Source organism: Streptomyces tatrensis (assembly GCF_049310065.1).
Lineage (GTDB): Bacteria > Actinomycetota > Actinomycetes > Streptomycetales > Streptomycetaceae > Streptomyces.
Window position 1 is genome coordinate 310187 of sequence record NZ_JBMDLB010000011.1, and the last position, 24098, is coordinate 334284.

The window sequence follows — 24098 nt, forward strand, 5'->3', positions numbered from 1 at the left end:
TCCTGGCAGCGGGTACGTACCGCTCCCCCAATAAGACAGGACTGTCTTAAATTAAGACACGACTGTCGTAAGATGCCAAGGTGTCGACACCGACGTCTTCAAGCGACAGGCCGCGCAGGCGGCGCCCCTACGCTCCGCGCGTCCCGATCGCGGAACGCCGCGAGCAACTCCTCGACGCGGCCCTCGCCGTGATCGTGAGCGACGGCTACGGCCGGGTCTCCATCGACGCGATCGCCAAGCGGGCGCAGGTCGCGCGCTCGGTGGTCTACGGAGCCTTCGACGACCTCGACGACCTGCTGCTCACCCTCCTCGACCGGCAGCAGGAACGCGCCTTCACCCGCCTGCTCGGATCCGTTCCCGACGCTCGCCGCACCCGCGACCCGGTCGACTTCGCCTGCGAGACGGTGCACCGGATGGCCGCCATGCTGCGGGCGGACCCGGATACCTGGCGCCTGATCCTGCTGACCCCGGCGACCACTCCCCCGGCCGTCCACGCGCGCATCGAGGCGGACCGGGAGCGGTTCCGGCGCAGGGTCTCCTCGTGGATCGCGGCCGCGCCGGCCGACGGAGGGGCCGCGCCGGCCGACGGAGGGCCCGCGCCGGACCCCGAGGTACTCGCCCACGCGCTGGTCGCCTGCGCGGAGCACTTCGCGCGCCTCGCGCTCACCTCCACCGAGGCGATCGACGCCACCCGGCTCGCCGGCCAGGTGCGGCTCCTGCTCCGCGGCATCTGGTCCGCGCCTTCGGCGTAGGTGTCGCCACGCCCGACCCTCCGGTCCACGCCGGGCAGGCCGTCCCGCCCCATACTGGGCGGGCGCGGGCACCTGGCCGCGCGATCCGCCCCGCCCGCCCCGGGACCAGGCCCGCAGCCCGCCCCACCCCGTGTTCCGGGGGTGCTCGAACCGTCGGGAGCAGGAGTCGACCCCGCAGCCGCGTCCCTCGCCTGAAGGCCCGCCTCCGCCCCGCAAGCGCTACGTCGTCGCGGCCGTCGGGTGCGCCGGGGGGATGGTCAGCCTGGACCAGACCGTCGTCGCGGTGGCCCTCGATCCGATGGCGCGCAGCCTCGGGCTGACCACCTTCACGATGCACGGCGTGGTCCTCGTCTACGTCCTCGCGCTGGCCGCGTTCGTACCGGTCGGGGGCATGCTGGCCCGCAGGGTCGGTCGGCTGACCACCTTCCGGGCCGGCACCGCGGTCTTCGCCCTCGCGTCGGGGCTCTGCGCGCTGGCCCCGCCGGGTGACGCCGCCGAGGCGTACCTCGTCACGGTGAGGGCCGTACAGGGCATCGGCGGCGCGCTGATGATGCCGGTGGCCACGTCCGTGATCACGGACGTGTACGAGGAACACGCCCGGGGCAGGGCGCTGGCCGTGTACGCCGGCCTGGCACAGCTCTTCCTCGTCTTCGGCCCGATCGTGGGCGCGGTCCTCACCCAACTCCTCGGCTGGCGCTCCGTCTTCCTCGTCAACCTGCCCGTCGGCGCCGCGTGCCTGTGGATGATCAGCAGGGCGCGGCTGGGCAACCGGGCGGAGGGCGGCTCCCTGTCCGTGATCCAGCCCCTCGCGGTGGTCTTCTCCCTGGTCGTGCTCGTCCTCGGGCTCTACCAGTGCGGCGTCTGGGGCTTCACCGACACCAGGACGGTCATCACGCTCGCCACGGGCGCCGTGGCGCTGGGCGTGACGGTGCGTCTCATCCTGCGGTCCCCCCGTCCGCTCCTCGACCTGCGACTCCTGGGCATCCGCCCGTACGCCGTGGCCGTGGCGCTCACCTTCCTGGTGCAGGGACCCCAGCTGATCGTGCTGGTGCACGGCACGGTGTACCTGCGCCAGGCGATGGGCCTCTCGCTCCTGGCCACCGGGCTCTCGCTGCTTCCCCTCGTCGCGGCCTCGGCGGCGGGCACCTTCCTCTCCGGGTACCTGCTGGACCGCTCCCGCTCGGTCCGGGTGCCCGTCCTGCTCGGCCTGGTGGCGGCCACTGTCGGCGCGGTGGCGTGGACGGCCGCCCTGCCGTCGCACGAGTACCTCTGGCAGGTCCCCGGGATGCTCCTCGCGGGGGTCGGGATGGGCCTGCCGGTCCCCGCCCTGAGCGCCGAGCTCATGCGCGCGGTTCCCCCGGACAAGCGGGCCGACGCTTCGGTCCTGCGCCAGAGCATCCGGCAGCTGGGCGGTGCGGTCGGGCTGGCCGCGGCGGGGGCCGTCGTACTGGCCACCAACGAGGACACCGCCGACGCGGCGGGCGTCGTCACCGTCGCCGCCACGTCCGCGGCCTTCACCGTCGCGAGCTGTGTCCTGGCCGTCACCCTGCCGCTGGCGGCCGTCGCCCTGCCGCGCAGGGCCCGTACGGGCGGGCACCGAAGCGCGGGCCGGAGAACCGGCCCGCGACCGCCGTAGCGGCGCACGCCCCGCGCGCGCACCGGCTCCTTCAGCGCAGCCAGACCGCGGTGTCCCGGGGCAGGGCTCCGTTCTCCAATTGCCCGCTGGAGAGCAGGACTTCTGCGTGCTCGGGCAGCGGAACCGGTCCGTCCGAAAGATTCACCAGGCAGCGCACGGAGGACCCTGCCGCGGTGCGGGCGAAGGCGAGCACGCCCGGCTGAGCGGGCAGCCAGGTGAACTGCCCTTCAAGGAGCGCCGGTTCGGCGGACCGCAGCGCCAGGGCACGGCGGTAGAAGCCCAGCATCGAGTCCGGGTCCGCACTCTGCTCGCGCACGCTCCGGGCGGCCCACTCGGCCGGCCGGGGCAGCCAGGACTTCGCGTCCGGTGCCTCGTCTCCCCACGGGAGGGGTACCCGGCAGCCGTCCCGGCCGAGGTCCTCGCCGCCGGTCTGGAAGAAGGTCGGGTCCTGGCGGAGCGCCGGCTCGATGTCCTCGACCTCCTCGAGGCCCAGCTCGTCGCCCTGGTAGACGTAGACGCAGCCGGGCAGGGCCATCGTCAGCAGGGCCGCGGCCCGGCCCCGGCGCCGCCCGAGGCCGAGGTCGGCGGGGACGCCGTGCACGCGGCGGCCGTCGAGCGCGTACGAGGTGTCCGCGCGTCCGTAGCGGGTGACGTGGCGGGTGGTGTCGTGGTTCGACAGCACCCAGGTGGCGGCGGCGCCGACCGGGGCGTGCTCGGCGAGGGTCGCATCGATGACCGTACGCAGGGCCTCAGCGTCCCAGGGGCTCTGCAGGAACGGGAAGTTGAACGCGGTGTGCAGCTCGTCGGGGCGCAGGTAGCGGGCGAAGCGTTCCGGGTCGGAGGTCCACACCTCGCCGACGAAGACCGGTTCGTGGGCGTAGCCGTCGAGGACCTTGTGCCAGGCGCGGTAGATGTCGTGGACGCCGTCCTGGTCGGCCCAGGGGCTGGGCCCGCTCTCGTGGTCGGGCAGCTCCGGGTCCTTGACGAGGTTGTCGGCGACGTCGATGCGGAAGCCGTCCACGCCCCGGTCGAGCCAGAAGCGCAGGATCGACTCGAACTCCGCGTGGACCTCGGGGTTCTCCCAGTTGAAGTCGGGCTGTTCGGGAGCGAACCGGTGCATGTACCACTCGCCGGGCGTGCCGTCGGCCTCGGTGACCTGCCGCCAGCCGGGGCCTCCGAAGACGGACTGCCAGTTGTTGGGCGGCAGTTCGCCGTGCTCGCCGCGGCCGGGCCGGAACCAGAAGCGCGCGCGCTCGGGCGAGCCGGGGCCGGCCGCGACGGCCGCGCGGAACCAGGGGTGCTGGTCCGAGCAGTGGTTGGGGACGATGTCGACGATCACCCGGATGCCCAGGTCGTGTGCCTCGGACAGCAGCGCTTCGGCCTCGGCCAGGGTGCCGAACATCGGGTCGATGTCCCGGTAGTCGGCGATGTCGTACCCGCCGTCGGCCATCGGGGACGGGTACCAGGGGCTGATCCACACCGCGTCGACGCCGAGCCGGCGCAGGTACGGAAGCCGCGCGCGGATCCCGGCGAGGTCACCGATCCCGTCGCGGTTGCCGTCGGCGAAACTGCGCGGGTAGATCTGGTAGATCGCGGCACTCCGCCACCAGGCGGACGGTGCTGCGGATGGGGGTTCGGGGGCCGGGGTGAAGGCCTCGGGGGTCGCCATGTGGCGAATCTAGGGAGGGCTCTTCGTCGGCGTCAACAGTTCACCTGAATCTTTTGATCGAATCGATCGATGTGATCTATGCGATCGGAACCGTACGGGGATTCGCTCACGCCGTCGTAGGGGCCGGGGCGGTCCGGGAGCGGAAGGTGCGGCGGTAGGTGTCCGGCGGGACGCCCACCGTGCGGGCGAAGTGGCGGCGCAGGGTGGTGGCGGTGCCCATGCCGGTGGCCGTCGCGATGGTGTCGACGGTGTCGTCGGTGGTTTCCAGCAGTTCCTGGGCGTGGCGGATGCGCTGGGTGAGCAGCCACTGCAACGGGGTGGTTCCGGTCACCGACTTGAAGTGGCGGCCCAGGTGGCGGGAGCTCATCCGGGCGCGGCGGGCCAGGTCCTCCACGGTGAGCGGCTCGCCGAGGCGTTGCAGCGCCCAGGGGAAGAGGTCGGCGAGCGGGTGGTTCCCGGGGGCGGGCACGGGGGTCGTGACGAACTGCGCCTGTCCGCCGTCGCGGTGCGGCGGGACGACCAGGCGGCGGGCGATCTTGTTGGCGACCGAGGAGCCGTGGTCCAGGCGCACCAGGTGCAGGCACAGGTCCATGGCGGCGGCCTTGCCCGCGGAGGTCAGCACGCTGCCGTTGTCCACGTAGAGGACGTCGGGGTCCACGGTGACGAGAGGGTGGCGTCTGGCCAGTTCCTCCGTGTGCGCCCAGTGCGTGGTCGCACGCTTGCCGTCCAGCAGGCCCGCGGCGGCCAGCACGAAGGCGCCCGTACACAGGGAGGCCACGCGCGCGCCGGCCCGGTGGGCCGCGCGCACCGCGTCGATGAGCTCTGCCGGCGGATCCCGGTCGACGTCGGCCCAGCCGGGGACGATGACGGTGTCCGCTTGCACGAGGTGGTCGAGTCCGTGGTCGGGTTCCAGGCGGAAGCGGTCGATCCGCACGGCGCCCGGTCCGCAGAGCGAGAAGTCGTACCAGGGGTCGACGAGGTGGGTCAGGTCGGAGCCGAAGACCTCGCAGGCCAGGGCCAACTCGAAGTGCAGCATGCCGTCGGTGACGGCCAGCGCGACATGGGGCATGTCCGGAAGTGTACGGGTCATGTCGTTCCGGACAGTGGTGGGCGGGTGGTGCTCCGCGACAGGATGTTCATGACGGAGCGAGGCGGGCCCTGAGGGCCGGCGGCGGTCATCCGGGCACGAGTACGGGCGATGACAGGGGAGCGGGATCATGGGATCAGGTCAGACGGTGGCGGTGTTCGGTGCGTACGGGCACACCGGGCGGTTCGTGGTGGCGGAGCTGGTGGAGCGCGGGTTCGTCCCGGTGCTGTCGGGCCGCGACGGCGGGAAGCTGAAGGCGCTGGCGTACGAGACCGGCCTGGAGGCCCGGCCGGCGACGGTGGACGACCCTGACGCGCTGGACCGCGCGCTGGCCGGCACGGCCGCCGTGATCAACGCCGCGGGGCCGTTCGCCTCGACGACCGGCCCCGTGATCGAGGCGGCCCTGCGGGCCGGGATCCCCTACCTGGACGTGGCCGCCGAGCTCGAGGCCAACATCGACACCTTCGCGCACTTCGCCGACCGGGCGCGGGACGCCGGTGCGGTGATCGTCCCGGCGATGGCCTTCTTCGGCGGTCTGGGCGACCTGCTGGCCACCGCGGCGATGGGCGACTGGACCGAGGCCGATGAGGCGCACATCGCGTACGCCCTGAGCAGCTGGCACCCCACCGCCGGGACGCGGCTTTCGGGCGCGGTCTCGCGGGAGCGGCGCGGTGAACGGCGCATGCGCTACGCGGGCGGGCAGTGGGAGTACCGCACCGACGCCGCACCGACCCTGGAGTGGCCCTTCCCCGAGCCGACGGGTCCCCGGCAGGTGATCGGGGAGTTCACGATGGCCGACGTGGTGACCGTGCCCAGCCACCTGTCGATCCCGGACGTGACCACGTACATGACGGTCGAGGCGGTACGCGACATCGCGGCCCCCGGCACGCCGGCTCCGGCCGCGGCCGACGACAGCGGACGGTCCGACCAGACCTTCCTCGTCGACGCGGTCGTGCGGGCGGGCGGAGCGGAACGCCGCGCCGTGGCCCGCGGGCAGGACATCTACGCCGTCACGGCGCCCCTCGTCGTGGAGGCCCTGGAGCGCGTCCTGACGGGCCGCACCCGTACGGTCGGCGTCGCTTCCGCGGGCGAGATCTTCGACGCGCAGGACTTCCTGCGCGCGCTGGCCCCGCACATCACCGTGGAGCTGCTCCCGTAGCGGCGGAGGCCCTGTCGTGAAGTCAGCCGGCGAGGTTCTTGAGGGCCGTCAGGATCTCCTCGGTGGAGCGGACCCGGCCGATCCGGGGGAAGATCTTGCCGAAGCTGTGGGCGTGCGCGTCCGCGTCCATGTCGGTGGTGGCGTCCTCGGCGAAGACGAGGTCGTAGCTGTGCTCCCAGGCGGAGCGGGCGGTGGACTCGACGCCGATGCTGGTGGCGATGCCGGCGAGGACGATCCGCGTGATGCCGCGTCGGCGCAGCTGGAGGTCGAGCTCGGTGCCGGTGAAGGCGCCCCAGTGCCGCTTCGTGACGACGATGTCGTTCGCGCCGGTGGCCAGCTCGGCCGAGAGCACGGAGAACTCGGCCGGAGGCGCGCTGGTCAGACCGGGCTGGTCGGTGTGAAGGGTGGGCAGGTCGCCCCCGTCCGGGGACCAGGCGACCTTCACGAGGACCACGGGCAGGTCGGCCGCGCGGAAGGCGTCGGCGAGCTGGACGGCCTTGGAGAGGATCCGCTCGGCAGGGGTGACCACGGGCAGGGCCATGATCCCCTCCTGAAGGTCGATGAGGACCAGGGCGGTGTTCTTGTCGAGCGTGATCGCGGACATGCGAGTGTCTTCCTTCGCTGGTCGTGCAGATACAGGGACAGGTACAGGGACAGGTTTGAGCTGCAGGTATGACCTGCGGGTGCGCACGCGCGTGCGGCCGGTGGCCGGGGCTCGAGTGCCGCCCGGTCAGTCCTCGGCCAGGCGCCGCAGCGCCGGGAGGGCCTGGGTGAGCGCGTCCAGCTGCGCCGGGGTGAGGTTTTCGGCAAGGCGCTGGACGAGCAGGTCGTGACCCGCCCCCTCGCGCTGGGCGAGGAAGGTGCGGCCCTTGTCGGTGAGGGAGATGAGCTGGCGGCGCCCGTCGGTGGGATGGGCGGTGCGTTCGACGTAGCCGTCCGCCTGGAGGGCGTTGACCGTGGCTATGACCGACTGCGGGCGGACCCGCTCGGCCCGCGCCAGTTCGGTGGCCGTGTGGACGCCGTCCCGGTCCAGGCGCTTGAGGACGGAGGCCTGGGACAGCGTCACGCCTCCTTCGGAGGAGGCGGCCCGCAACTGGCGGACCAGGAGGCCCACGGTCATCTGGAGCTCTTCGGCGATCTGGTGCAGTGGCTTCTTTTCATCTCCCACAACATGACAATAACGGAAATACAGGGAAACTGCAAAGGTAGACTTACTACTTCTTCGCTGCTCTCGGCGTTGTCCGCCCTCTCAGCGTTCCCCCGTTCCCGAAGGAAGCCCATGGCGACCCCGCTGCCCGCCCGGGCCCTGCACACCCTGCGAGGGCTGACCGAGACGTTCCTCGCCCGGGACGCCGCCGCCCGCTTCGACCGGCGCCTGGCCCTCGGCTCCGCCGCCGGGGTCGGCCTTCCCCTGATCGTGGGGCTGGCCGTCGGGCAGACCGGGCCGGGCGTCGCGGTCGCGCTCGCCACCCTCCTGACCCTGCTCGAAACCCCGGAGAAGGCCCCCGGGGCCCGGGCCCGCCGTCTTCTGGCCCGAGTCGCCCTCTTCCTGGCGGTCACCGCGCTCGGCATCCTCGTCGCCGGCCACCTGGTCCCGACCCTGCTCGCGGCTGCCGTCCTCAGTCTGGCCGTGCCCCTGCCCGGCATCGGGATCCTCCCGCTGATCATGATGACCGCCGCCACGCACCCGCAGCCCGGCATCGGTACGGCCGAACACCTCCTGCTCTTCCTGGCGGGATGCCTGTGGGCCGCGGGCCTCCTGATGACCCCCTTCATCGGCGGCCCGTACGGAGCCGCAGGGCCCCGTACCCCGCGGCCGCCTCTTCCCGAACGCGCCCGCCGGTCCTGGACGGTCCTGCGCCGGGCGGCGGCCGAGGGCGATCCGAAGTTCCGCTACGCGGTCCGCCTCTGCACCTGCTTCACCCTCGCCTACACCGCCGTGACCCTGTTGGACATCCCGCACTCCAACTGGGTCCTCACGGGCATCCTGACCACCCTGCGCCCCAGTTGGGGCGAGACCCACAGCCGCATCGTCAAACGCCTCGGCGGCATGGTCCTCGGCTGTCTCCTGACCGGACTGCTGCTCGTCCTCACCCCGCAGACACCGGTCGCTGAAGCCCTGGCCGTGACGGTCTGTGCCGGCATCGCCCGCCCCGTGCGCGGCATCAACTACGGCTTCTGGCCCGTCTTCGCCACCCCAATGCTCCTGCTCCTGGCCGACTTCAACACCCGGCTCGGCTGGATCGACGTCGCGGAGCGCCTCGCGAACAACATCTGCGGTGCGCTGCTGGCCGCCGCCACCATGCTGCTCGTATGGCACTCCCGCGAGCGGACCCTCGTCCCGCAACGGCTCCAGCTCCTGCTCGACGCGCACGCCCGGTTCCTCGACCGCGTCGCCACCGTCGTCGAATTCGGCCCGCCGCTCGAGCGCGAGCACAACAAACGCAAAGCCGAGCGCGCCGCCGCCGAACTCGCCTCCGCCCGCACCCGCCTCGCCCAGGAACCCGGCCGGCCGACAGGCCTGCTGACAGCCCTTGACGAGACCCTCGACGCGGCCCGGCGGCTCCGCGAACTGGTCACCGTCCACCGCCCCTACGAACGGGCGCACGCAGCGCTCGACCCGCGAGAGCTGCGCCTCCTGGCATCCCGCCTGCGCCGGACGGCGGCCGTCCTCGTCGGCACACCGACCGCCGAGCCGGCCGCCCCTCCCCCACCGGTGCCGTCCGGTCCGGCCGCCGCAGCCGACGCGGCCGCCCGACCGGAACGGGCCCTCACGGGCGCCGCACAGGCCATGGCCCGCCATGCGCTCCGGGCCGCCGGCCTCAGCCATCCCGATACCGGCGGTGAATGTGACGTCTTGCGAACGGACGGGGTCGGGGTCGCCCACGGGTGGCCGAGCTGATCGATAATTGGCCGGCGCCCTGCCTGCACGGTTGAGAGGAGCCCTTGATGACCACACCGCGGGACTTGTTGATCATTTCGATGGACGTGGAGTCCGGCCGGACTGCCGAGCAGGGCGACCTGTCGCTCGCGCTCGCGGGGGCAGAGGTGGTCGATCTCCTTGCCGCCCGGGCCATCGGGCTGGACGGTGACCACATCGTGCCGGGCGAGGAAACGGCACTCGGTGACCCCCTGTTGGACGCGGCGGCGGCCTCGCTCGTACGGGAGGCGCCCTACGAGTCCGTCGCCGACTGGCTGTGGCGCAGGGGGCAGGGCCTGTCCGCGAGCTACCGGGCCGTGCTCGAGAAGGAAGGACAGCTCGTACGGCAACCCCGCCGCGGGTTCTCCCTCCGGGCCGGTGAGCTGATGCCGGCCGATTCGCCCGCCCGCCGTCGGGCCGAGGAGCGGTGGAGGTCCGAGGATCCCGTCCTCGTTCTCCTGGCTCAGGCACTCGAGGGCGGCGACGACGACCGGTCCGGTGACGCTCCGGACGTGGCCGACGACAGCGTCGCGACCGTATTGGCCGCCGTGAACGACGCATTGGTGGAACTGGCGTCCGTACGGCAGCGGCGGGCCATCGAGAACGCGGCCTTCGACAACATCTGGCGCGGCGGTGTGTGACGAGGGGGCCGGGGCCGGGGCCGGGTCCCTGTTCCTGATCTGACCCTGATCCTGATCCTGATCAAGGAGACGCCGGCGGGGCACCGTCGACCGCCCACCACCATGCGATCGATGCGATCGGAGGCGCCGAGAGGGGGGCGCCGTCCGGTGGGCGGACCGCGGTCCCGACTCGACGGGGCTGGTGGTGGGTCCCGTCCAGTTGCCCGGGGTAGTAGCGGGAGGTCGCCCCGCACCAGTCCCGCACACCGCAGATGTACTGGGTGAGTGCGTCCAGATGGCTTTGGATCCGCGGGTCCGCCGGGGCCTTCGCGGTCTGCTGACCCAGCTGCAGGAACCGGCGCATGATCAAGTCCCTGAGCGTGGAAGCGGCTTGCAGGCCCCGTCCAGGCCCCGTCCAGGTCCGGCTCCAGGACCGGCTCCAGGACCGGCTCTAGGACCGGCTCCAGGAGCAGGTGCAGGACCGGCCGGGCCGTCCAGGAGTGCTACCAGGTTCCCGCTGCGGCTGCCGCGTTCGTTCTCCTTCGCGAAGGAGTGGATGTCGGTGTCCACGACCACGATCCCCGCCGCCATCTCGGTCAGCGCACGGATGCGCCGGTCCTCCCACAGCGCTGCGGGCAGGGCGGCACCGATCGCGTCGAGCAGCACGGGGACGGCCAGGGCGGCTCCGGAATGCAGGCGGGTGAGCAGGTGTCGCTCACGGCCTGCGGGTCTCCCGGTGCGGCCGTGTCGGCGCCGGTGCCGGTGCCGGCCTCGGCGAGGAAGTAGCCGCGCATCGAGTCGACCCACCTCCTGACCTGCACGGGTGCGGCGATCGCATCCAAGCGGAGCCGGATGTCGCGCAGGGCCAGGCCGAAGGGGTCTGCGTCGAGGGGAACCTCGGGGGCCTCGATCGTCCGCTGGAGCCGGGCGACCATCGTGAGCATCTCGGTGGGGGTGAGACTCGGGAGGTCCTCGTCGCAGAGGTCGTCGAAGGCGAACACCCACACGGCGAGGTCGCTGAGCAATTGGGCCGCGAACGGGTCGGCGTACGGTGCGATCCTCACCGCGATCCGGTTCAGCCCCGTGGTCAGCCGCCTGCTGCGAGCCGCCCCTCCGCCCAGGCCGAAGCGGCCCATGAACTCCGCGGAGCGCACGTCGAATTCGTCCGCTCCCGGGCCACGACCACGGCCGCGGCCGCGGCCATCTATGTGGGCGGCTTGGTGCGTCCGTGTTCCTGTCATCAGTGATCACCTCGTGTTCGGGGAGTGGATGCCCCGCCTCCGTGTCCGGACAGGGCGGGACGTGATGGCAGGGGGACGCAGGGGATACGGGGCGCGGGGTACGGGACGCCGACGACGGGGCGGCGCGTACGGACGGTCTGCACGGGGGTCGCGGAATGCACTCGCTCGGCCCATCTCATTGAACGCAGGACGTTCCCCGGGCCACAACGGGCAACCGGGAGCACTCGCGGGGCGCCAGGAGCGCGCCACGCGCCGCCCGAGCCACCTGCCGCCCGTCCCCGGGAGCGCCACGGGCGGGATTCCCGCGGGCGGCAGGGCACCGGGGCCGGAACATGCCTACGCTGGAAGTGGATCCTCCGGATGAGGTGAGGCCATGACAACGAGATGCTCAGCCGGACTGGGCCGAAGGCGTCGTCGGATCCCCGTGGTGGCCGTTGTCTCCGCCGTCGCCGCCACGTGTCTGGTGTCCGGGTACGCGGGTTCCGGTTCGGCGGTTTCCCTCGCGGCGGGCGCCCCGGTCGCCGCCGGGCCGCAGGACGGTTCCTGCCGGACCGCTCCGCCGGACAGTTTCTGGCACGCGCCCGTGGACGCGCTGCCCGTGCACCCGAACTCGGACCGGTACGTCTCTTCGATCGGTGCCGCGGAGCCCCTGCACCCCGACTTCGGGGCGGGGCTCATCGACGGCGAGCCCTTCGGCCTTCCCATCACCGTCTCGGACACGACGGTGCCGGAATCGAAGGTCTCGCTGGACATCGCCGAGGAAAGCGATCCGTCCGGGTACCGGATCCCGCAGGACGCCAGGATCGAGAACGGTCCGGAGAGCTCCGGGGACCGCCACGTCGTGGTCTGGGACCGCGCCCTGTGCAAGTCGTACGAGCTCTGGAACGCGAGCGCGCAGGGCGACAACGCCTGGCGCGCCGGCTCGGGCGCGGTCTTCGACCTGCGGAGCAACGCGCTGCGGCCCGCCGACTGGACGTCTGCCGATGCCGCCGGCCTCGCCATCCTGCCCGGCCTGGTGCGCTACGACGAGGCGGCGGGCGGGGTGGTCGACCACGCGATCCGGATGACCGTGCCCCGTACGGATCAGAGCTACGTCTGGCCGGCACGGCATCAGGCGGGCGCCGCGGCGGACGAGTCGCTGCCTCCCATGGGCCTGCGGATGCGGCTCAAGAGCTCGGTGGACACCTCGGCCCTGGGCCCTCAGGCCCTGGCCGTCGCCGAGGCGCTGAAGAAGTACGGGGCCATCGTCGCCGACAACGGGTCGGCCTGGTACCTCACCGGTGAGGAGAACCCTGGCTGGGACAACGCCCAGCTCAACGCGCTCAAGGGCTTCAAGGGTTCGGACTTCGAGGCCGTCGACGCCTCCGGGCTCCAGCAGTCGCCGGACTCCGGTGCCGTAGCGCCCCGCTGACCGCCGGCCTCTGACCGCTGATGTCCGACCGCCGGCCTCGGCCGCTGATGCCTGACCGCTGAGAGGAACGCGCCTCATGCGCGCAGAGCCTTCCACCGCTGCGCGCAAGGGGGCCTTCATCGCGGTCGCCGTAGCCCTGTTCTGCATCCAGCTCGACTTCTTCGCGCTCAACCTCGCCATTCCGGGGATCGCCGCGGAGCTCGGCGTCACGGTGTCGGCCGCGCAGTGGACCCTGTCCGCGTACATGCTCGCCATCGGCTGCTTCTTCATCGTCGGCGGCCGGGTCGGGGACGTCTTCGGCCGGCGGGGCACGCTGCTCGCCGGAACCGCCCTGTTCACCGCCGGAACCGTGGGGTGCGCGCTGGCTCCCGGTCTCGGTCCGCTGGTCGTGGCCCGGATCGCCCAGGGGGTGGGCGCGGCGTTCGTCTTCCCGGTGGCCGTGTCCGTGATCACCAACACCTTTCCCGAGGAGTCCCGGGCCAAAGCCCTGGGCGCCGTGTTCGGCGTCGCCAACATCGGGACCGCGATCGGGCCCTTCGTGGGCGGCGGGTTCACCGAGGGGCCGGGCTGGCGCTGGATCTTCTGGCTGATGGCGCCGCTGAGCCTGTTCTCGCTGCTCACCGCTCTCGCGTACGTCCCGGACTCGCGGGACGCGTCGGCGCCGCGCGAGCTCGATCTGCTCGGCTGCGCCCTCGTCGTCGGCGCGCTGGCCGCCCTCACGCTGACCGTGGAGCGCGCGGACGCCTGGGGATGGAGCAGCGCCCGCGTCCTGTTCGGCTTCGCGGTGGCCGTGGTGAGCGGCGGGCTGTTCCTGGTGCGGGAGCGGCTGGCCCGGCACCCGCTGATCGATCTGGGGCTGTTCCGCGACGTCCCGTACGTCCTGGTCACCGGCATGGGCACGCTCACGAACATGGGGTACGGCGTCACCGTCTTCCTCGCCACCCTCTACCTCCAGGGCGTACGGGGGCTCTCGCCGCTCCTGGCCGGCACGGTCTTCCTGGCACCGGCGCTGCTGGTGGCGCTCAGCGGGCCGCTGGGGGCGCGGCTGGGCCGGCATCTGCGGCCGACCACGGTGATGGCGCTCGCCGGGATCGGCGCGGGCACGGGGATGTACGCGCTGACCCAGGTGACCGCCTGGTGGCTGTACGTACCGGTGTTCGCGTGGTGCGGCCTGGGCCTCGGGCTGGGCTGGACCTACGCCAGCGTGGCGACCCAACAGCTCGTCCCTCCGGCCAGGGCCGGGGAGGCATCGGGGGTGCTGCTGACGTTCCTGGTCACCGGAGGTGCGATCGCGCTGGCCGGGGCGGCCGCGGGGATCTCGGCGATGACGCCGCAGCGGTCGCCCGAGGAGGCCTACGACGCGATCCTGCGGCTGGGCGGTGTGGCCGTCCTCGTCACGGCGCTGCTCGTCCTGGCCGTACGGCGTCGGCTCGGGGCGCAGGGCAGATCCGACTGAGGGCGCTCACACCGCGGGGGCGGCGGACGTCGCCGTCCGTCGCCCCCGCACGCCGGCCGGGGCCGGACGTTCTTACTTGGCGCCGAGGTGGGCACCCTTGAGCCACTCCGCCTCGCCTTCCTTCGCGCAGGAGGAGGTGTAGGCGGGGCCGAAGGGCGCCGGGACGGCGGCCGCGGTCGAGCAGTTGGACGAGAAGGCCTTGTGGCCGCCCGAGAAGTAGTCGATGTCGACACCGTCGTTGGCGAGGGCCGCGCCGGCGCCGCCCAGCAGGATGCCGGCGGCGAGGACGGAGGCGGTGACGGCAGAGCGAATACGCATTGGTTCCCCTAAGGACTTAAGGATCTGGGGACGCTCCCGTGGACGGGTGCGTCAGCCGATTCAACGCCCGGCGGAGCCGACAGGAACGACCGTTCACTCGAACGCCGCGGGCGTAACGTTTCGACAGCCCCCGAGACCCGTCGCGCGGCCGCGTTCGTGCCCGAGCGGGGACCTCGGGACCGCCTTCGGAGCCAAGATCGATTGTCAGTGGTGGATGAGACGGTAGGAGCATCCAGTCGGAAACGAGGGGGAGCTTCCATGTCCGGAAACCAGAACTACATCAACCACGTTGCTCTTGTGTTGGACGCCAGCTCGTCCATGTCGCACCTGAGCCGCAAGGTCGTCGAGGTCGCCGATCAGCAGATCGCGTACCTGGCCCGCCGGTCGGGTGAACTGGACCAGGAGACCCGTGTCACGGTGTACGTCTTCGCGGACAAGGTGGAGTGCGTCGTCTACGACAAGGACGTGCTGCGGATGCCGTCGCTGAAGCAGCTGTACCGGACCGGTGGAATGACGGCGCTGCTGGCGGCCTCGCTGAAGTCGCAGCGCGAGCTGGCCCAGACGGCCCAACTGTACGGCGACCACAGCTTCCTGACGTTCGTGCTGACCGACGGGCAGGAGAACGCGAGCCACCGCTCCCCGGACGCGCCCGCCCGGGATCCGCGTGAACTGGTGAAGGCCGTGGCCGAGATGATCGCGACGCAGGAGGACAACTGGACTCTGGCCGTCCTCGTGCCGGACCAGATGGGCAAGCGCGAGGCCATGCAGTGCGGCTTCCCGAAGGAGAACATCGCCATCTGGGACGCCACGAGCACGCAGGGTCTGGAGGAGGCCGGGCAGGTCATCAAGGAGGCCACCGAGAAGTTCATGGTGGGCCGTGCCAAGGGCATCCGGGGATCGCGGGCGGTGTTCTCCACCGGCGGGGACGCGGTCAACAAGGACTCCATCAAGGCGGCCGGTCTCGCTCCGGTGGACCCCTCCGCGTACCAGCTGCTCCCGGTGGCCCGTGACGCGGCGATCCGGGAGTGGGTCGTCGAGTCCGGGCACACCTACCGCACCGGTGGCGCGTTCTACCAGCTGAGCAAGCCGGAGAAGATCCAGGCGAAGAAGCAGATCGCGGTGCTGGAGAAGAAGACGGACCGGGTGTACACGGGGCCGGAGGCCCGAGCCCTGCTCGGACTGCCGGCCGTGGAGGCGCGGGTCAAGCCCGACCACAACGAGGACTTCACGATCTTCGTGCAGAGCACCAGCGTCAACCGGAAGCTCGTACCGAACACCCGGCTCCTGCTGATGGTCTGACACCTGGAGGTACCCCGGTGCCCGAAGCGAAAGCCGGGTGCCGGGGCCGGGTGCCGGGGGCCCGGATGGCGGGGTGGAGGGGAGCGAGGGTCCCTGACCGACGCCACCCCGCCCGCTGCGAAGGCCCCGGCGGTGCTGACGGGCGTCTCCGCATTCACCCGGGTGTGCACCTACGACTGTCGCGGACCGGGCCTCGGCTCCGCGGGGGACGGCGCCGCCCTCGCCGTAGGGCCGGGCTCGCCGGGTCGACGAGCTCGGCCGGGCCGGCTCAGGCCTGGGTCGGGTCTGCGGGGATCGGGTGCACTTCGACCGGGTCGCTGCCCGGCTTTCCTCCCGGGCCGGGGCAGGCCGACGCCCGTGCGGCGATCTCCAGGGCCCGGTCCTCGCTCTTGACGTCGACCAGCCAGTACCCCGCCAGGATGTGTCCCTCCTGGCCCGGCCCGTCGGTCACCTGCGGGCGCCCGTCGCTTCCGGCCCGTACCGTCTTGACCAGCGAGGGACCACCCAGGCCCTGCCCGTCCACCCATTCGCCGGCGGCGGTGATGTCCTCGTTGAGGGCGCCCATGTGGGCGAACATGGCCTTCATGTCGTCCTCGGAGTACGAGGACATGATGGCGTCCCACTCGGCGGCAGGGACGTTCATCTGGATCATGTACTTCATGTTCCTCACCCTTTCGGGGCGACTGCTGGGGTTTCGGTCCTACACAGAGGTAGACGGCCGACCGCCGCAAAACTCATCGGTACTCCCAGCACCACATCACGGAAACCCGAAGATCGCCCCCAGGGCGGTGCTCGCGAGGGACGCAGCGCCTCGTCAGCTTCCGTCCCCCTCCGCTTCTTCCGCTTCTTTGGCTTCCTCCGCGCCGGCCAGGACATCGGTGATCATGCGGGTGGCGAAGTCGGGGTCGCCGGTCATGCGGTTGATGTACTCCGCGAGCAGGAAGGCCGTGGCTTCCAGCGGATTCATCTCGGCCTCGGTCCAGTCCCCGTACTGCTTGCGCCACAGGTTGGGGCTGAGACCGGTGCCCGCGGCGATGACGAGGCCGGCCATGGTGGGGATGGCCTCGGGGCGGACGCTCCTGGGCATCATGCGCATCGTGGCGACGAGGTTCGGGACGACGTACTCGATGACGTCCTTGCCGTGGTCCTCGTGGGCCCTGCGCAGCCACATCATGAACATGTAGATGAGCGTGCACGCCCCGTCCAGCAGGTCGTCCGCTTCGCTGGGGCCCAGCGACGAGGCGTACTGCTCGATCAGCGCCTGCTGTTCGGGATCCGTCCCGGTCTTGCCGTCGTGAATGCCCTTGAGTCGAGAGTCGATCATCAACAGTGCTGCGCCCACATCACCCGCGGGAGCGTGCTCGGGATCGTACTGCGATGCCACAGGATTCCTCCTCAGGTCGCCACGACGGACAGCTCGGCCTTGGTCCGCACAGTAGACGGCTTGTCAGACGACAGCCGCCCGCTCGGCCTTCCGTCACACCCAGGAGTACCTCCCGACGAACCCCCCACCAACCGACAGACACTGCCCCCCGTGGACTGGGACTCGGTGGGCATTCGGGTGCCCGGTGGACCTTCTACGTCCTCCCGACCTCCGTCCTCGACGAACACAGGCCCGGCCAGCGCACCCTGGGCCTCTCCTCCCTCCTCTCCCTGGACCCGGTGCACACCGACTTCACCGGGCTGCGGGCCGCCGTGCTCCGCTGACGGGTGAGAATGAAGCCGACATGGCTTTTTGGTGTGTGATGTGAGGAGTGACATGCGGATACGGGCGCGGGTACGAACGGCCTCCCTCATTGCCGGCTGCGCACTTCTCCTGACGGCCTGCACGGAACACGAGGGCGCTGTTTCCTCGGCCGGGCCGACCGCTACGAGTACGGCCGCACCGGCGGCCGCCCTCGCGCTGGCCGAGCGGTATCAGCGCGAGGGCGGGCACGAGAGCGTGTACGCCATCCAGCAGGAGGCGGGGGCCGAGGGGGCTCCGCTGCTGATCCTTCGGACCACGCAGAGCGATTCGGGGAACTCGCTCTTCGAGATGCAGCGGGATTCCGTCGTCTCGTACCTCAGGGAGTTCGAGCAGCTCTCCACGGCCAAGGGCTACCGCATGGACGTGTTCGGCCCGGACGGGGCCCTGCTCCACCGATGGGATGCCCGTCCCTAGGGGTCAGTGCTGGTGCTGGTGTGCGCCGGAGGTGGGAGGGAGTTCGGGGGCTGCCGTCGGCCCGCCCGGGTCCCGCACGGTGAACTGGCCCATCATGCCCTCGTCCTCGTGGTAGAGGAGGTGGCAGTGGTACATGTACGGGGTGTCCGGGTCCGCGGGGCCGTCGAAGCGCAGGGCTATGCGGACCGTCGCACCGGACGGGATGAAGACGGTGTCCTTCGGGCCGCGCAATGGCGGTGGCGGGGCTGAGCCGTTGATGTCGAGTACGCGGAACTGGACGTCGTGGACGTGGAAGTTGTGCGGCATCCCGTCGTTGTTGCGGAGGGTCCAGGTCTCGGCCGTGCCGCGGGTGACCGTCTCGTCCACCCGGGACATGTCCATCTTCCGGCCGTTGATGCCGGACATCTTGAGCTCGAAGAAGCGGCTGCGCACCGAGTCCTCGCCCGTGGGGAGCGCCGAGGCCGCCAGTACCTCCGGCAGCTCGGCCGACGGCCGCAGGGTGGGCGCCGCGCGCAGCTGCATCACGTCGAAGGAGTCGTCGCCGCCACCGAAGCGCTGGTTCCAGAAGTCCAGGCCCGCGTCCAGGGGGTACGAGCGCAGGACCGTCCGCTCGCCCGGCCGTATGCGTACGACGACCTCCGCGCGCTCGCCCGGCGACAGGCGCAGGCGGTCGGTCGTGTGCGGGGCTTCGAGGAGGCCGCCGTCCGAGGCGATCTGCCGGAACGTGCGGCCGTCGTCGAAGCCGAAGGTGTAGACGCGGGCGGTGGAGGCGTTCAGCAGGCGCAGCCGGACCAGTTCGTCGTGGACGGTGACGTACGGGTCCAGCGTGCCGTTGACCATGGTCCGGTCTCCGAGGAAGCCGACGTTGCGCATCAGTTCGTGTCCGTGGTCGAACTTCGCGCCGTCGAAGGACACGTCCTGGACGATGACCGGGATGTCGTCGACCCCGTACGTCTTGGGCAGGGGCAGGGCCGCCGACGGTGCGTCGTCCAGGAGGAACAGGCCCGCGAGGCCGCGCTGGACGTGCGATTCGGTCGCGCCGTGGGGGTGCGGGTGGTACCAGAGGGTCGAGGCCGGCTGCTCGACCGTCCACTCGGGGGCCCAACTGCCGCCCGCCGGGACCATCTGGTGCGGGCCGCCGTCCATCGCGGCGGGCAGGTGCATGCCGTGCCAGTGGACGGTGGAGGCCTCCGGCAGGGCGTTGGCCACCCTCACCCGGACCTTCTCGCCCCTCTCCGCGCGGAGGGTCGGGCCGAGGTGGCTCCCGTTGAAACCCCAGGTGGGGGTCTTGGTCCCGGAGGTGAACTCGGTCTCCCCCGCCTGCATCCGCAGGTCGAAGACGCGTGTTCCGTCGGCTTCCACGGTGGAGGCGGCGAGGGGCGGCACCGCGAGGGCGTTGCGGAACTCCACCGCGCCGACGGTGGACACCTTGGCTCCGGCATAGAGCCAGGTGAAGAGCACACCTATGACGAGCACGAAGGTCGCGACCAGCGACCCGAGGATGAGCAGCGCCCGCTTCCAGGGCGACATCCGGCGCTTGCCGCCGGTCCCGTTCTTCCCGTTTCTCCACATGGCAACGACGCTACGGAGGGCGCTCGCGCCGGACATCGGGGACCGACCCGGGGCGGACCCCGACACCGCCCCCGAGGGGGTTCAGGGGCGGTGTCGGGGTCAGGGCCGGTCTCCGAGGGCGAACGACGCCCGTGCCTGCCAGTTCGTGCCGTCGTGGACCATGAGCTCGACCGACGAGACGCGGGAGGTGAAGGGGAGCCTGCCGGCGAGGCCGGCCTCGATCTCCTCCAGGACTTCCTCGTCCTGGCCTTGGGCGATGGTCAGGTGCGGCACGATCTCGGCGAACCGGCCGCCGTACGGCGGAGCCTCGGGCCAGCGGTCGGCGATCGCCTCCGTGAGCCGGATCAGCGGTGTGGCGGGTTCCGGAACGAGGTACAGGACGTCGGGAAGCCGTCCGCTCTTCTCGAACCGCAGGTCGAACGCCGGGTGGGAGCCCAGCACGTCCTCGAGGGCGGCATGGACGAACGGATCCAGTCGGCTCTCCTCGAGGAACGGGAAGAGCACGGTGACGTGTGCGGGAACCCCGGCCCGGGCCGAAGGGTCGAGCCGTTCGCGCCACCCCCGGACGGCCGGCTCCGCCTCCGGGATACTGACGACGAGACCCGTCTGGCCCGCGTGGAACGTACTGCCGCTGTCATCTGCCATGACACGGCATGCTGCCACCGGAAGATCCGTTCGCGCCCGGGATTCGCGTCGGACGTGGTCAGTGGATCCGGTGTTCCGTCCAGAACGGGGTGAGGTCCTGGGACGTCGCCGCCTGGGCCGCGCGCTTGAACTGCGTGGTGGTGGAGACGCCCAGCCAGTGGTCTCGGACGTAGCCGCGGAGCATGGCCTTCATCGCCGGGGCGCCCAGGACGCGTTCCAGGTCGTGCAGGGCGCAGGAGCCGCGCATGTAGACGACTCGCACGAACTCCGAGCGGCGGCCTTCCGCGTAGTAGGCCATGGAGTGGGTGAGGGCGGCCGCGTCACTGGGCCAGGCGGGTTGGTCCTCCCAGCAGGTGGTGGTGTCGCCGCCGTAGTACGACTGGTTCGCGTACTGGGCGAAGGATTCGTCCAGCCAGGGGGACGTGAACTGGTCGTTGCCGACGATGCCGTAGAACCACTGGTGGGCGATCTCGTGGACGACGGCCGACCCCTCCGGTTCGGTCCAGAGCAGGACGAGGCCGGGGAACTCCATGTTGCCGAACTCGTCGAGGTTGTCGCTCATGACGAGGTCGAGCTCGCCGTACGGGTAGCCCCCGAAGCGCTCTCCGAACCGGTCGACCGAGCCGACCGCGTCCTTCAGGTCGGCGGCGACGCCCTCGGGGGAGGTGGCGGCGGTCCAGTACGCGTTCAGCCGGACTCCGCCCGGCGTGGTCACCGTCTTCGACAGGAAGGGGCCCGCCGCCCACGCGAAGTCCCGTACCCCGTGCGCGACGCTGGTGGTCACCGTGCGGCCGGGTGCGCCCGCGCGGCGGGTGGTGGTGCCCGTCGCGGGGACGACGAGCGCGCCGGGGTGGTCGAGGACCACGCGGAAGTCGCCGGTCAGGGTGTAGAAGCTCTCGCCGAAGCCGACATCGGGGTCGAGGTGACGGCCCTGGGCATCGCGCACGGACAGCAGGGGCAGTGCGTTGCCGAGGTAGCGGTGCGCGCCGTCCTTGCCGAAGCGGTGGACGCGGTCCGGGACGGTGATGTCCAGGTCGAAGGAGACTCTCGTGCGCGCCCCGTACGGGAGCGGCGCGGGCAGATCGATCTGGAGGGCGGTGCAGTCGACGGTGAGCGGTCTCGGGGCGCCTCCGGTGACCCGGCCCACCCGGACCGGGGGCGTGACCTCCGGGGTTCCGCAGCCGTCGGCACCGTTGCCCCACAGTCTGATGTCGACCGAACGCAGTGGGGTTCGGGCGGAGTTGCGGAAGGACACCGTCTGGCGGCCGGTCCAGCGCGAGCCGTCGGCGTCGCTGCGCAAGGACACCTCGTAGGAGGGGCGGTCGGGTGTCGGCGCGGGGGACGCGGGGTCCGGAGGGCTCTGAGCCGTGGCCGTCTGGGGAACGCAGAGCAGGACGGAAACGAGGGCGAGCAGCAGGGCCCGCCGAAACCTGAGCGAGATCATGGCCGGCACGCTAGAGCGTCCGTACGCCCGGACGGGCGAGTTCCAGCGCACTCGCCACGACTCCCCCGCCCTGAGGGGTTCGTACGGGCCGGCACGGTCCGAAGGAGACCGTCTAGGCGGTCAACTCGGCGGCCACCGCGCGCAGGAGCGCCAGGAAGGCGGTCGTCGCGGGTGAGGGGGCCGAGCCGCGCGGAGTCGCCGCGTAGACCTCGCGGCGCGGGGAGTCCTCCGCCCGCAGCGGGACCAGGACGATGTCGGCGCGGGCCGAGGAGGCCGCCAGCTCGGGGACCAGGGTGACCCCCAAACCGGCCGCCACGAAGCCCTGCTTGGCGATCCAGTCCGCGGCCAGGAAGCCCATCCGGGGCTGGAAGCCGTGGGCCAGAGCGCCGGCCATCAGGGTTTCCTCGGGGCGGCTGCTCGCGGCGATCCACTCCTCCCCGGCGAACTCGGCCAGCCGGGCCGAACGCCGTCCGGCCAGCGCGTGGCCGCGGGGCACGGCCACGTACATCCGCTCGTCCAGCAGGTGGTGCAGCTCGCAGCCCTCCAGCGGCTGCCCGCAGGCCGTCCCGACCACGCCGAGGTCCAGCTCCCCGGCGGCCAGCAGGGCGAGCTGGCGGGCGGATCCGCCCTCGGTACGGGTCACGCGCACGGCGGGGTGCCGGGCCCGGAACGCCGCCAGGGTGCGGGGCAGCAGAGCGGCGTCGGCGGTGGAGAACGCGCCGATCCGCAGGCGGCCCCCGTCCAGGGCACGCAGTGCGTCGAGTTCGGCGCGGGCGGCGCGCAGCCGCGCATCGACCGCCTCGGCGTGCGGCAGCAGGGCCCGGCCGGCCTCGGTGAGCCGCACTCCGCGCGGCAGCCGGTCGAACAGCGCGGTGCCCCACTCCTCCTCCAATGTCTGCACCTGCCGGGACACCGCGGACTGGGTGTAGCCCAGGACTTGGGCGGCGGCAGTGAAGGAGCCGTGGCGGGCCACGCTGCGGAAGACCTCGTAGAGGTCATGCGGGATCGGCATGGGAGCCATGCTATTCATTCGCTTGTCGCATGGGTGGGGCGGACCTAGCGTCGGGGCCATGAAGACCACCGCGGACGACGCGCCGCACATCGCGTTCCTCGGCCTGGGCAGCATGGGCACCCCGATGGCCCGCCGACTGCTCGCCGCCGGCCACCGGTTGACCGTCTGGAACCGCTCCCCCGGCAAGATCCGTACGCTCGCCGAGGCCGGCGCGGTCCCGGCCGCCACCCCCGCCGAGGCGGTCCGGGAGGCGGACCTCGTGATCACCATGCTCGCCGACCCGGCGGCCCTGCACGCCGTCGCCGAGGAGCTGCTGCCCGCCCTGCGGCCCGGTACCCACTGGATCGACACCTCCACCGTCGGCCCGCAGGCCGTGCGGGACGTGGCGGGGCGGCTGCCTTCCGGGGTGCTGCTGACCGACGCCCCGGTCATGGGCAGCGTGGACCGGGCCGCCTCCGGTGAGTTGTGGGTGCTGGCCGGCGGCCCGCTGCCCGGCCCGGTCCGCCGGGTCCTGGACATCCTCGGCGAGGTGACCGAGTGCGGTCCGGCGGGCTCCGGCGCAGCGCTCAAGCTGGTCCTGATCAACGCGGCCATCGGCGGGGTGGCGCTGGTCTCCGAAGCCCTGTCGCTCGGCGCCTCGTTGGGCCTGCCGGAGGAGCTGCTGCGCTCGGAACTGGCCCGCGGGCCGCTGGCCGGTGCGGTGGCCCGGGCCTATGCAGAGGGCTGTCACTTCCCCGTGGCGCTGGCGGCCAAGGACGTGGCGCTGGCCCGCGGCCACGCCGAACTGCCGGTCCTGGACGCGGTGCACACCGCCCTGACCGCCCGCCCCGAACTCGCCGCCCACGACCTGGCGGCCCTGCGCCCGGTCCGCTGACGGCCCCCTCCGGGCGGGGCTCCTGGGCGGCTTACGGCGCGCCGGCTCCGGCGAGCCCGAACACGGCGGTCCGCCAGGCCGAGATGACCGCCCCGTGCGCCGCGGCCGTCGCCTCGGGGAGGCCGTCCGGCAGGAACAGGGGCGCGCCCACGTGGACGTGTACGCGCGGCCGGCGGACCGGGGCCGTGAGGACTCCGGCGAGCTGTTTGGCCGTCGTCCCGGAGCTGACGCGGCGGGCGCCGGCCTGGCCGACGGGCCGGACGGGTGCGCCCGTGGCCCGGGCGAGGCGGGCGAGGCCGCTGCGGAAGGGCAGGGGCTCGGCTTCCCCGGAGTCGCGGCGGGACGGAATCCCGCCTTCCCCGTACATCAGCACGCACCGCCCCGCCGCCAGCGCCTCGGCGGCGTCGGCGAGGGAACCCGCCGCGCGGGCCGTGCCCCGGTGGACCGGGATGTGCCCTTCGCGGGCGAGCGCGCCGCCGAGCACCGGGACCCGCCACAGTCCGGCCGTGGCCATGACCACCGGGTCGACGCCGAGCCGGCGCAGGGCGGCGACCACGATGACGGGATCGGCCAGGCTGGTGTGGTTGGCGGCCAGGATGGTCCCGCCGACGACGGGGCCCGAGGCGTCCTCGGAGACGGTCATCCGCCCGAACACCGGGGCCATGGCGGCGGCGACGCGGCTGATCATGGAATCGAACCTCCGGGGGTGTGCGGTCTTCTTGCCCCCAGCGTGTCGGCCGTCGCCCGGTCCGGCATGAGTCGCCCTACTCAACCACGCCTGGGTACGAGGCCCACGTACATGCCCCTCCGCTCCCCGAAAGG

Annotated in this window: 25 protein-coding genes; 10 read left to right on the forward strand and 15 right to left on the reverse strand. The window is 72.1% G+C overall.

Features of this window, described 5'->3' with window-relative positions; genetic code table 11:
• Positions 1-80: 80 nt before the first annotated feature.
• Together ACODT5_RS17080 and ACODT5_RS17085 are read left to right on the forward strand one after the other, a co-directional pair.
• Positions 81-752, forward strand: coding sequence for a TetR/AcrR family transcriptional regulator (locus ACODT5_RS17080; RefSeq protein ID WP_422520150.1), 672 nt, complete (start codon positions 81-83; stop codon positions 750-752).
• Between the two features lie 253 nt (positions 753-1005).
• Positions 1006-2388, forward strand: coding sequence for an MFS transporter (locus tag ACODT5_RS17085; protein ID WP_422520151.1), 1383 nt, complete (start codon positions 1006-1008; stop codon positions 2386-2388).
• Positions 2389-2419: 31 nt separating this feature from the next.
• Here ACODT5_RS17085 and ACODT5_RS17090 read toward each other — a convergent pair whose 3' ends face one another.
• Both ACODT5_RS17090 and ACODT5_RS17095 read right to left on the reverse strand, forming a co-directional pair.
• Positions 2420-4057, reverse strand: a complete 1638-nt coding sequence (locus tag ACODT5_RS17090; RefSeq protein WP_422520152.1) for a glycoside hydrolase family 13 protein — start codon at positions 4055-4057, stop codon at positions 2420-2422.
• A 106-nt stretch (positions 4058-4163) separates the two neighbouring features.
• Positions 4164-5126, reverse strand: a complete 963-nt coding sequence (locus tag ACODT5_RS17095) for a helix-turn-helix domain-containing protein (protein WP_422520153.1) — start codon at positions 5124-5126, stop codon at positions 4164-4166.
• 148 nt (positions 5127-5274) lie between these two features.
• Here ACODT5_RS17095 and ACODT5_RS17100 point away from each other — a divergent pair, with 148 nt between their 5' ends.
• A complete protein-coding gene (locus ACODT5_RS17100; RefSeq protein ID WP_422520154.1) occupies positions 5275-6303 on the forward strand; it encodes a saccharopine dehydrogenase family protein in 1029 nt (342 codons plus the stop codon).
• Between the two features lie 22 nt (positions 6304-6325).
• On the opposite strand, the gene ACODT5_RS17105 is transcribed toward ACODT5_RS17100, so the two are convergent.
• Both ACODT5_RS17105 and ACODT5_RS17110 read right to left on the reverse strand, forming a co-directional pair.
• Complete coding sequence (locus ACODT5_RS17105; protein ID WP_422520155.1) at positions 6326-6907, reverse strand: hydrolase; 582 nt, start codon at positions 6905-6907, stop codon at positions 6326-6328.
• Positions 6908-7033: 126 nt separating this feature from the next.
• Positions 7034-7471, reverse strand: coding sequence for a MarR family winged helix-turn-helix transcriptional regulator (locus ACODT5_RS17110; RefSeq protein WP_422520156.1), 438 nt, complete (start codon positions 7469-7471; stop codon positions 7034-7036).
• Positions 7472-7582: 111 nt separating this feature from the next.
• On the opposite strand from ACODT5_RS17110, the gene ACODT5_RS17115 reads away from it, so the two are divergent.
• Both ACODT5_RS17115 and ACODT5_RS17120 read left to right on the forward strand, forming a co-directional pair.
• A complete protein-coding gene (locus ACODT5_RS17115; RefSeq protein ID WP_422520157.1) occupies positions 7583-9205 on the forward strand; it encodes an FUSC family protein in 1623 nt (540 codons plus the stop codon).
• Positions 9206-9252: 47 nt separating this feature from the next.
• Positions 9253-9864 carry a GOLPH3/VPS74 family protein gene (locus ACODT5_RS17120; protein WP_422520158.1) on the forward strand — a complete coding sequence of 204 codons (612 nt, stop codon included), beginning with the start codon at positions 9253-9255 and terminating at the stop codon, positions 9862-9864.
• A 61-nt stretch (positions 9865-9925) separates the two neighbouring features.
• On the opposite strand, the gene ACODT5_RS17125 is transcribed toward ACODT5_RS17120, so the two are convergent.
• Genes ACODT5_RS17125 through ACODT5_RS17135 form a run of 3 tightly spaced genes read right to left on the reverse strand, consistent with a single transcriptional unit; the run spans position 9926 to position 11084 of the window.
• Positions 9926-10207 (reverse strand): hypothetical protein, encoded by a 282-nt coding sequence (locus ACODT5_RS17125; protein WP_422520159.1) that lies wholly within the window; start codon positions 10205-10207, stop codon positions 9926-9928.
• A gap of 2 nt (positions 10208-10209) precedes the next feature.
• A complete protein-coding gene (locus tag ACODT5_RS17130) occupies positions 10210-10551 on the reverse strand; it encodes a terpene synthase family protein (protein WP_422524945.1) in 342 nt (113 codons plus the stop codon).
• On the reverse strand, positions 10440-11084 hold the full coding sequence (locus tag ACODT5_RS17135) for a terpene synthase family protein (RefSeq protein WP_422520160.1): 645 nt from the start codon (positions 11082-11084) through the stop codon (positions 10440-10442). Before ACODT5_RS17135 ends, ACODT5_RS17130 begins: the two co-directional genes overlap by 112 nt.
• Positions 11085-11511: 427 nt before the next feature.
• Between ACODT5_RS17135 and ACODT5_RS17140 the strand changes: the two genes are divergently transcribed.
• A complete protein-coding gene (locus ACODT5_RS17140) occupies positions 11512-12495 on the forward strand; it encodes a hypothetical protein (RefSeq protein WP_422520161.1) in 984 nt (327 codons plus the stop codon).
• Between the two features lie 76 nt (positions 12496-12571).
• The gene (locus ACODT5_RS17145; protein ID WP_422520162.1) at positions 12572-13951 is read left to right on the forward strand and encodes an MFS transporter; all 1380 of its coding nucleotides are present in this window, start codon (positions 12572-12574) and stop codon (positions 13949-13951) included.
• Positions 13952-14023: 72 nt separating this feature from the next.
• Here the strand turns inward: ACODT5_RS17145 and ACODT5_RS17150 are convergent, their stop codons facing one another.
• A complete protein-coding gene (locus ACODT5_RS17150) occupies positions 14024-14269 on the reverse strand; it encodes a hypothetical protein (protein ID WP_422520163.1) in 246 nt (81 codons plus the stop codon).
• A gap of 258 nt (positions 14270-14527) precedes the next feature.
• Between ACODT5_RS17150 and ACODT5_RS17155 the strand changes: the two genes are divergently transcribed.
• Positions 14528-15568 (forward strand): vWA domain-containing protein, encoded by a 1041-nt coding sequence (locus ACODT5_RS17155; protein ID WP_422520164.1) that lies wholly within the window; start codon positions 14528-14530, stop codon positions 15566-15568.
• A gap of 268 nt (positions 15569-15836) precedes the next feature.
• On the opposite strand, the gene ACODT5_RS17160 is transcribed toward ACODT5_RS17155, so the two are convergent.
• The gene (locus ACODT5_RS17160; protein WP_422520165.1) at positions 15837-16229 is read right to left on the reverse strand and encodes a YciI family protein; all 393 of its coding nucleotides are present in this window, start codon (positions 16227-16229) and stop codon (positions 15837-15839) included.
• Positions 16230-16382: 153 nt separating this feature from the next.
• Positions 16383-16952, reverse strand: a complete 570-nt coding sequence (locus ACODT5_RS17165; RefSeq protein WP_422520166.1) for a hypothetical protein — start codon at positions 16950-16952, stop codon at positions 16383-16385.
• A gap of 375 nt (positions 16953-17327) precedes the next feature.
• On the opposite strand from ACODT5_RS17165, the gene ACODT5_RS17170 reads away from it, so the two are divergent.
• A complete protein-coding gene (locus tag ACODT5_RS17170) occupies positions 17328-17729 on the forward strand; it encodes a hypothetical protein (RefSeq protein WP_422520167.1) in 402 nt (133 codons plus the stop codon).
• Between the two features lie 3 nt (positions 17730-17732).
• Here ACODT5_RS17170 and ACODT5_RS17175 read toward each other — a convergent pair whose 3' ends face one another.
• The 4 genes from ACODT5_RS17175 to ACODT5_RS17190 all read right to left on the reverse strand — a co-directional run bounded on the left by ACODT5_RS17175 (position 17733) and on the right by ACODT5_RS17190 (position 22402).
• The gene (locus ACODT5_RS17175; RefSeq protein WP_422520168.1) at positions 17733-19301 is read right to left on the reverse strand and encodes a multicopper oxidase family protein; all 1569 of its coding nucleotides are present in this window, start codon (positions 19299-19301) and stop codon (positions 17733-17735) included.
• A 99-nt stretch (positions 19302-19400) separates the two neighbouring features.
• A complete protein-coding gene (locus ACODT5_RS17180) occupies positions 19401-19946 on the reverse strand; it encodes a 2'-5' RNA ligase family protein (RefSeq protein WP_422520169.1) in 546 nt (181 codons plus the stop codon).
• Between the two features lie 58 nt (positions 19947-20004).
• The gene (locus ACODT5_RS17185) at positions 20005-21390 is read right to left on the reverse strand and encodes a M1 family metallopeptidase (RefSeq protein WP_422520170.1); all 1386 of its coding nucleotides are present in this window, start codon (positions 21388-21390) and stop codon (positions 20005-20007) included.
• Positions 21391-21502: 112 nt separating this feature from the next.
• The gene (locus ACODT5_RS17190; protein WP_422520171.1) at positions 21503-22402 is read right to left on the reverse strand and encodes a LysR family transcriptional regulator; all 900 of its coding nucleotides are present in this window, start codon (positions 22400-22402) and stop codon (positions 21503-21505) included.
• Positions 22403-22460: 58 nt separating this feature from the next.
• On the opposite strand from ACODT5_RS17190, the gene ACODT5_RS17195 reads away from it, so the two are divergent.
• Positions 22461-23276, forward strand: coding sequence for an NAD(P)-dependent oxidoreductase (locus ACODT5_RS17195; RefSeq protein ID WP_422520172.1), 816 nt, complete (start codon positions 22461-22463; stop codon positions 23274-23276).
• Between the two features lie 31 nt (positions 23277-23307).
• Here the strand turns inward: ACODT5_RS17195 and ACODT5_RS17200 are convergent, their stop codons facing one another.
• Positions 23308-23964, reverse strand: coding sequence for a lysophospholipid acyltransferase family protein (locus ACODT5_RS17200; protein ID WP_422520173.1), 657 nt, complete (start codon positions 23962-23964; stop codon positions 23308-23310).
• Positions 23965-24098: the final 134 nt, after the last annotated feature.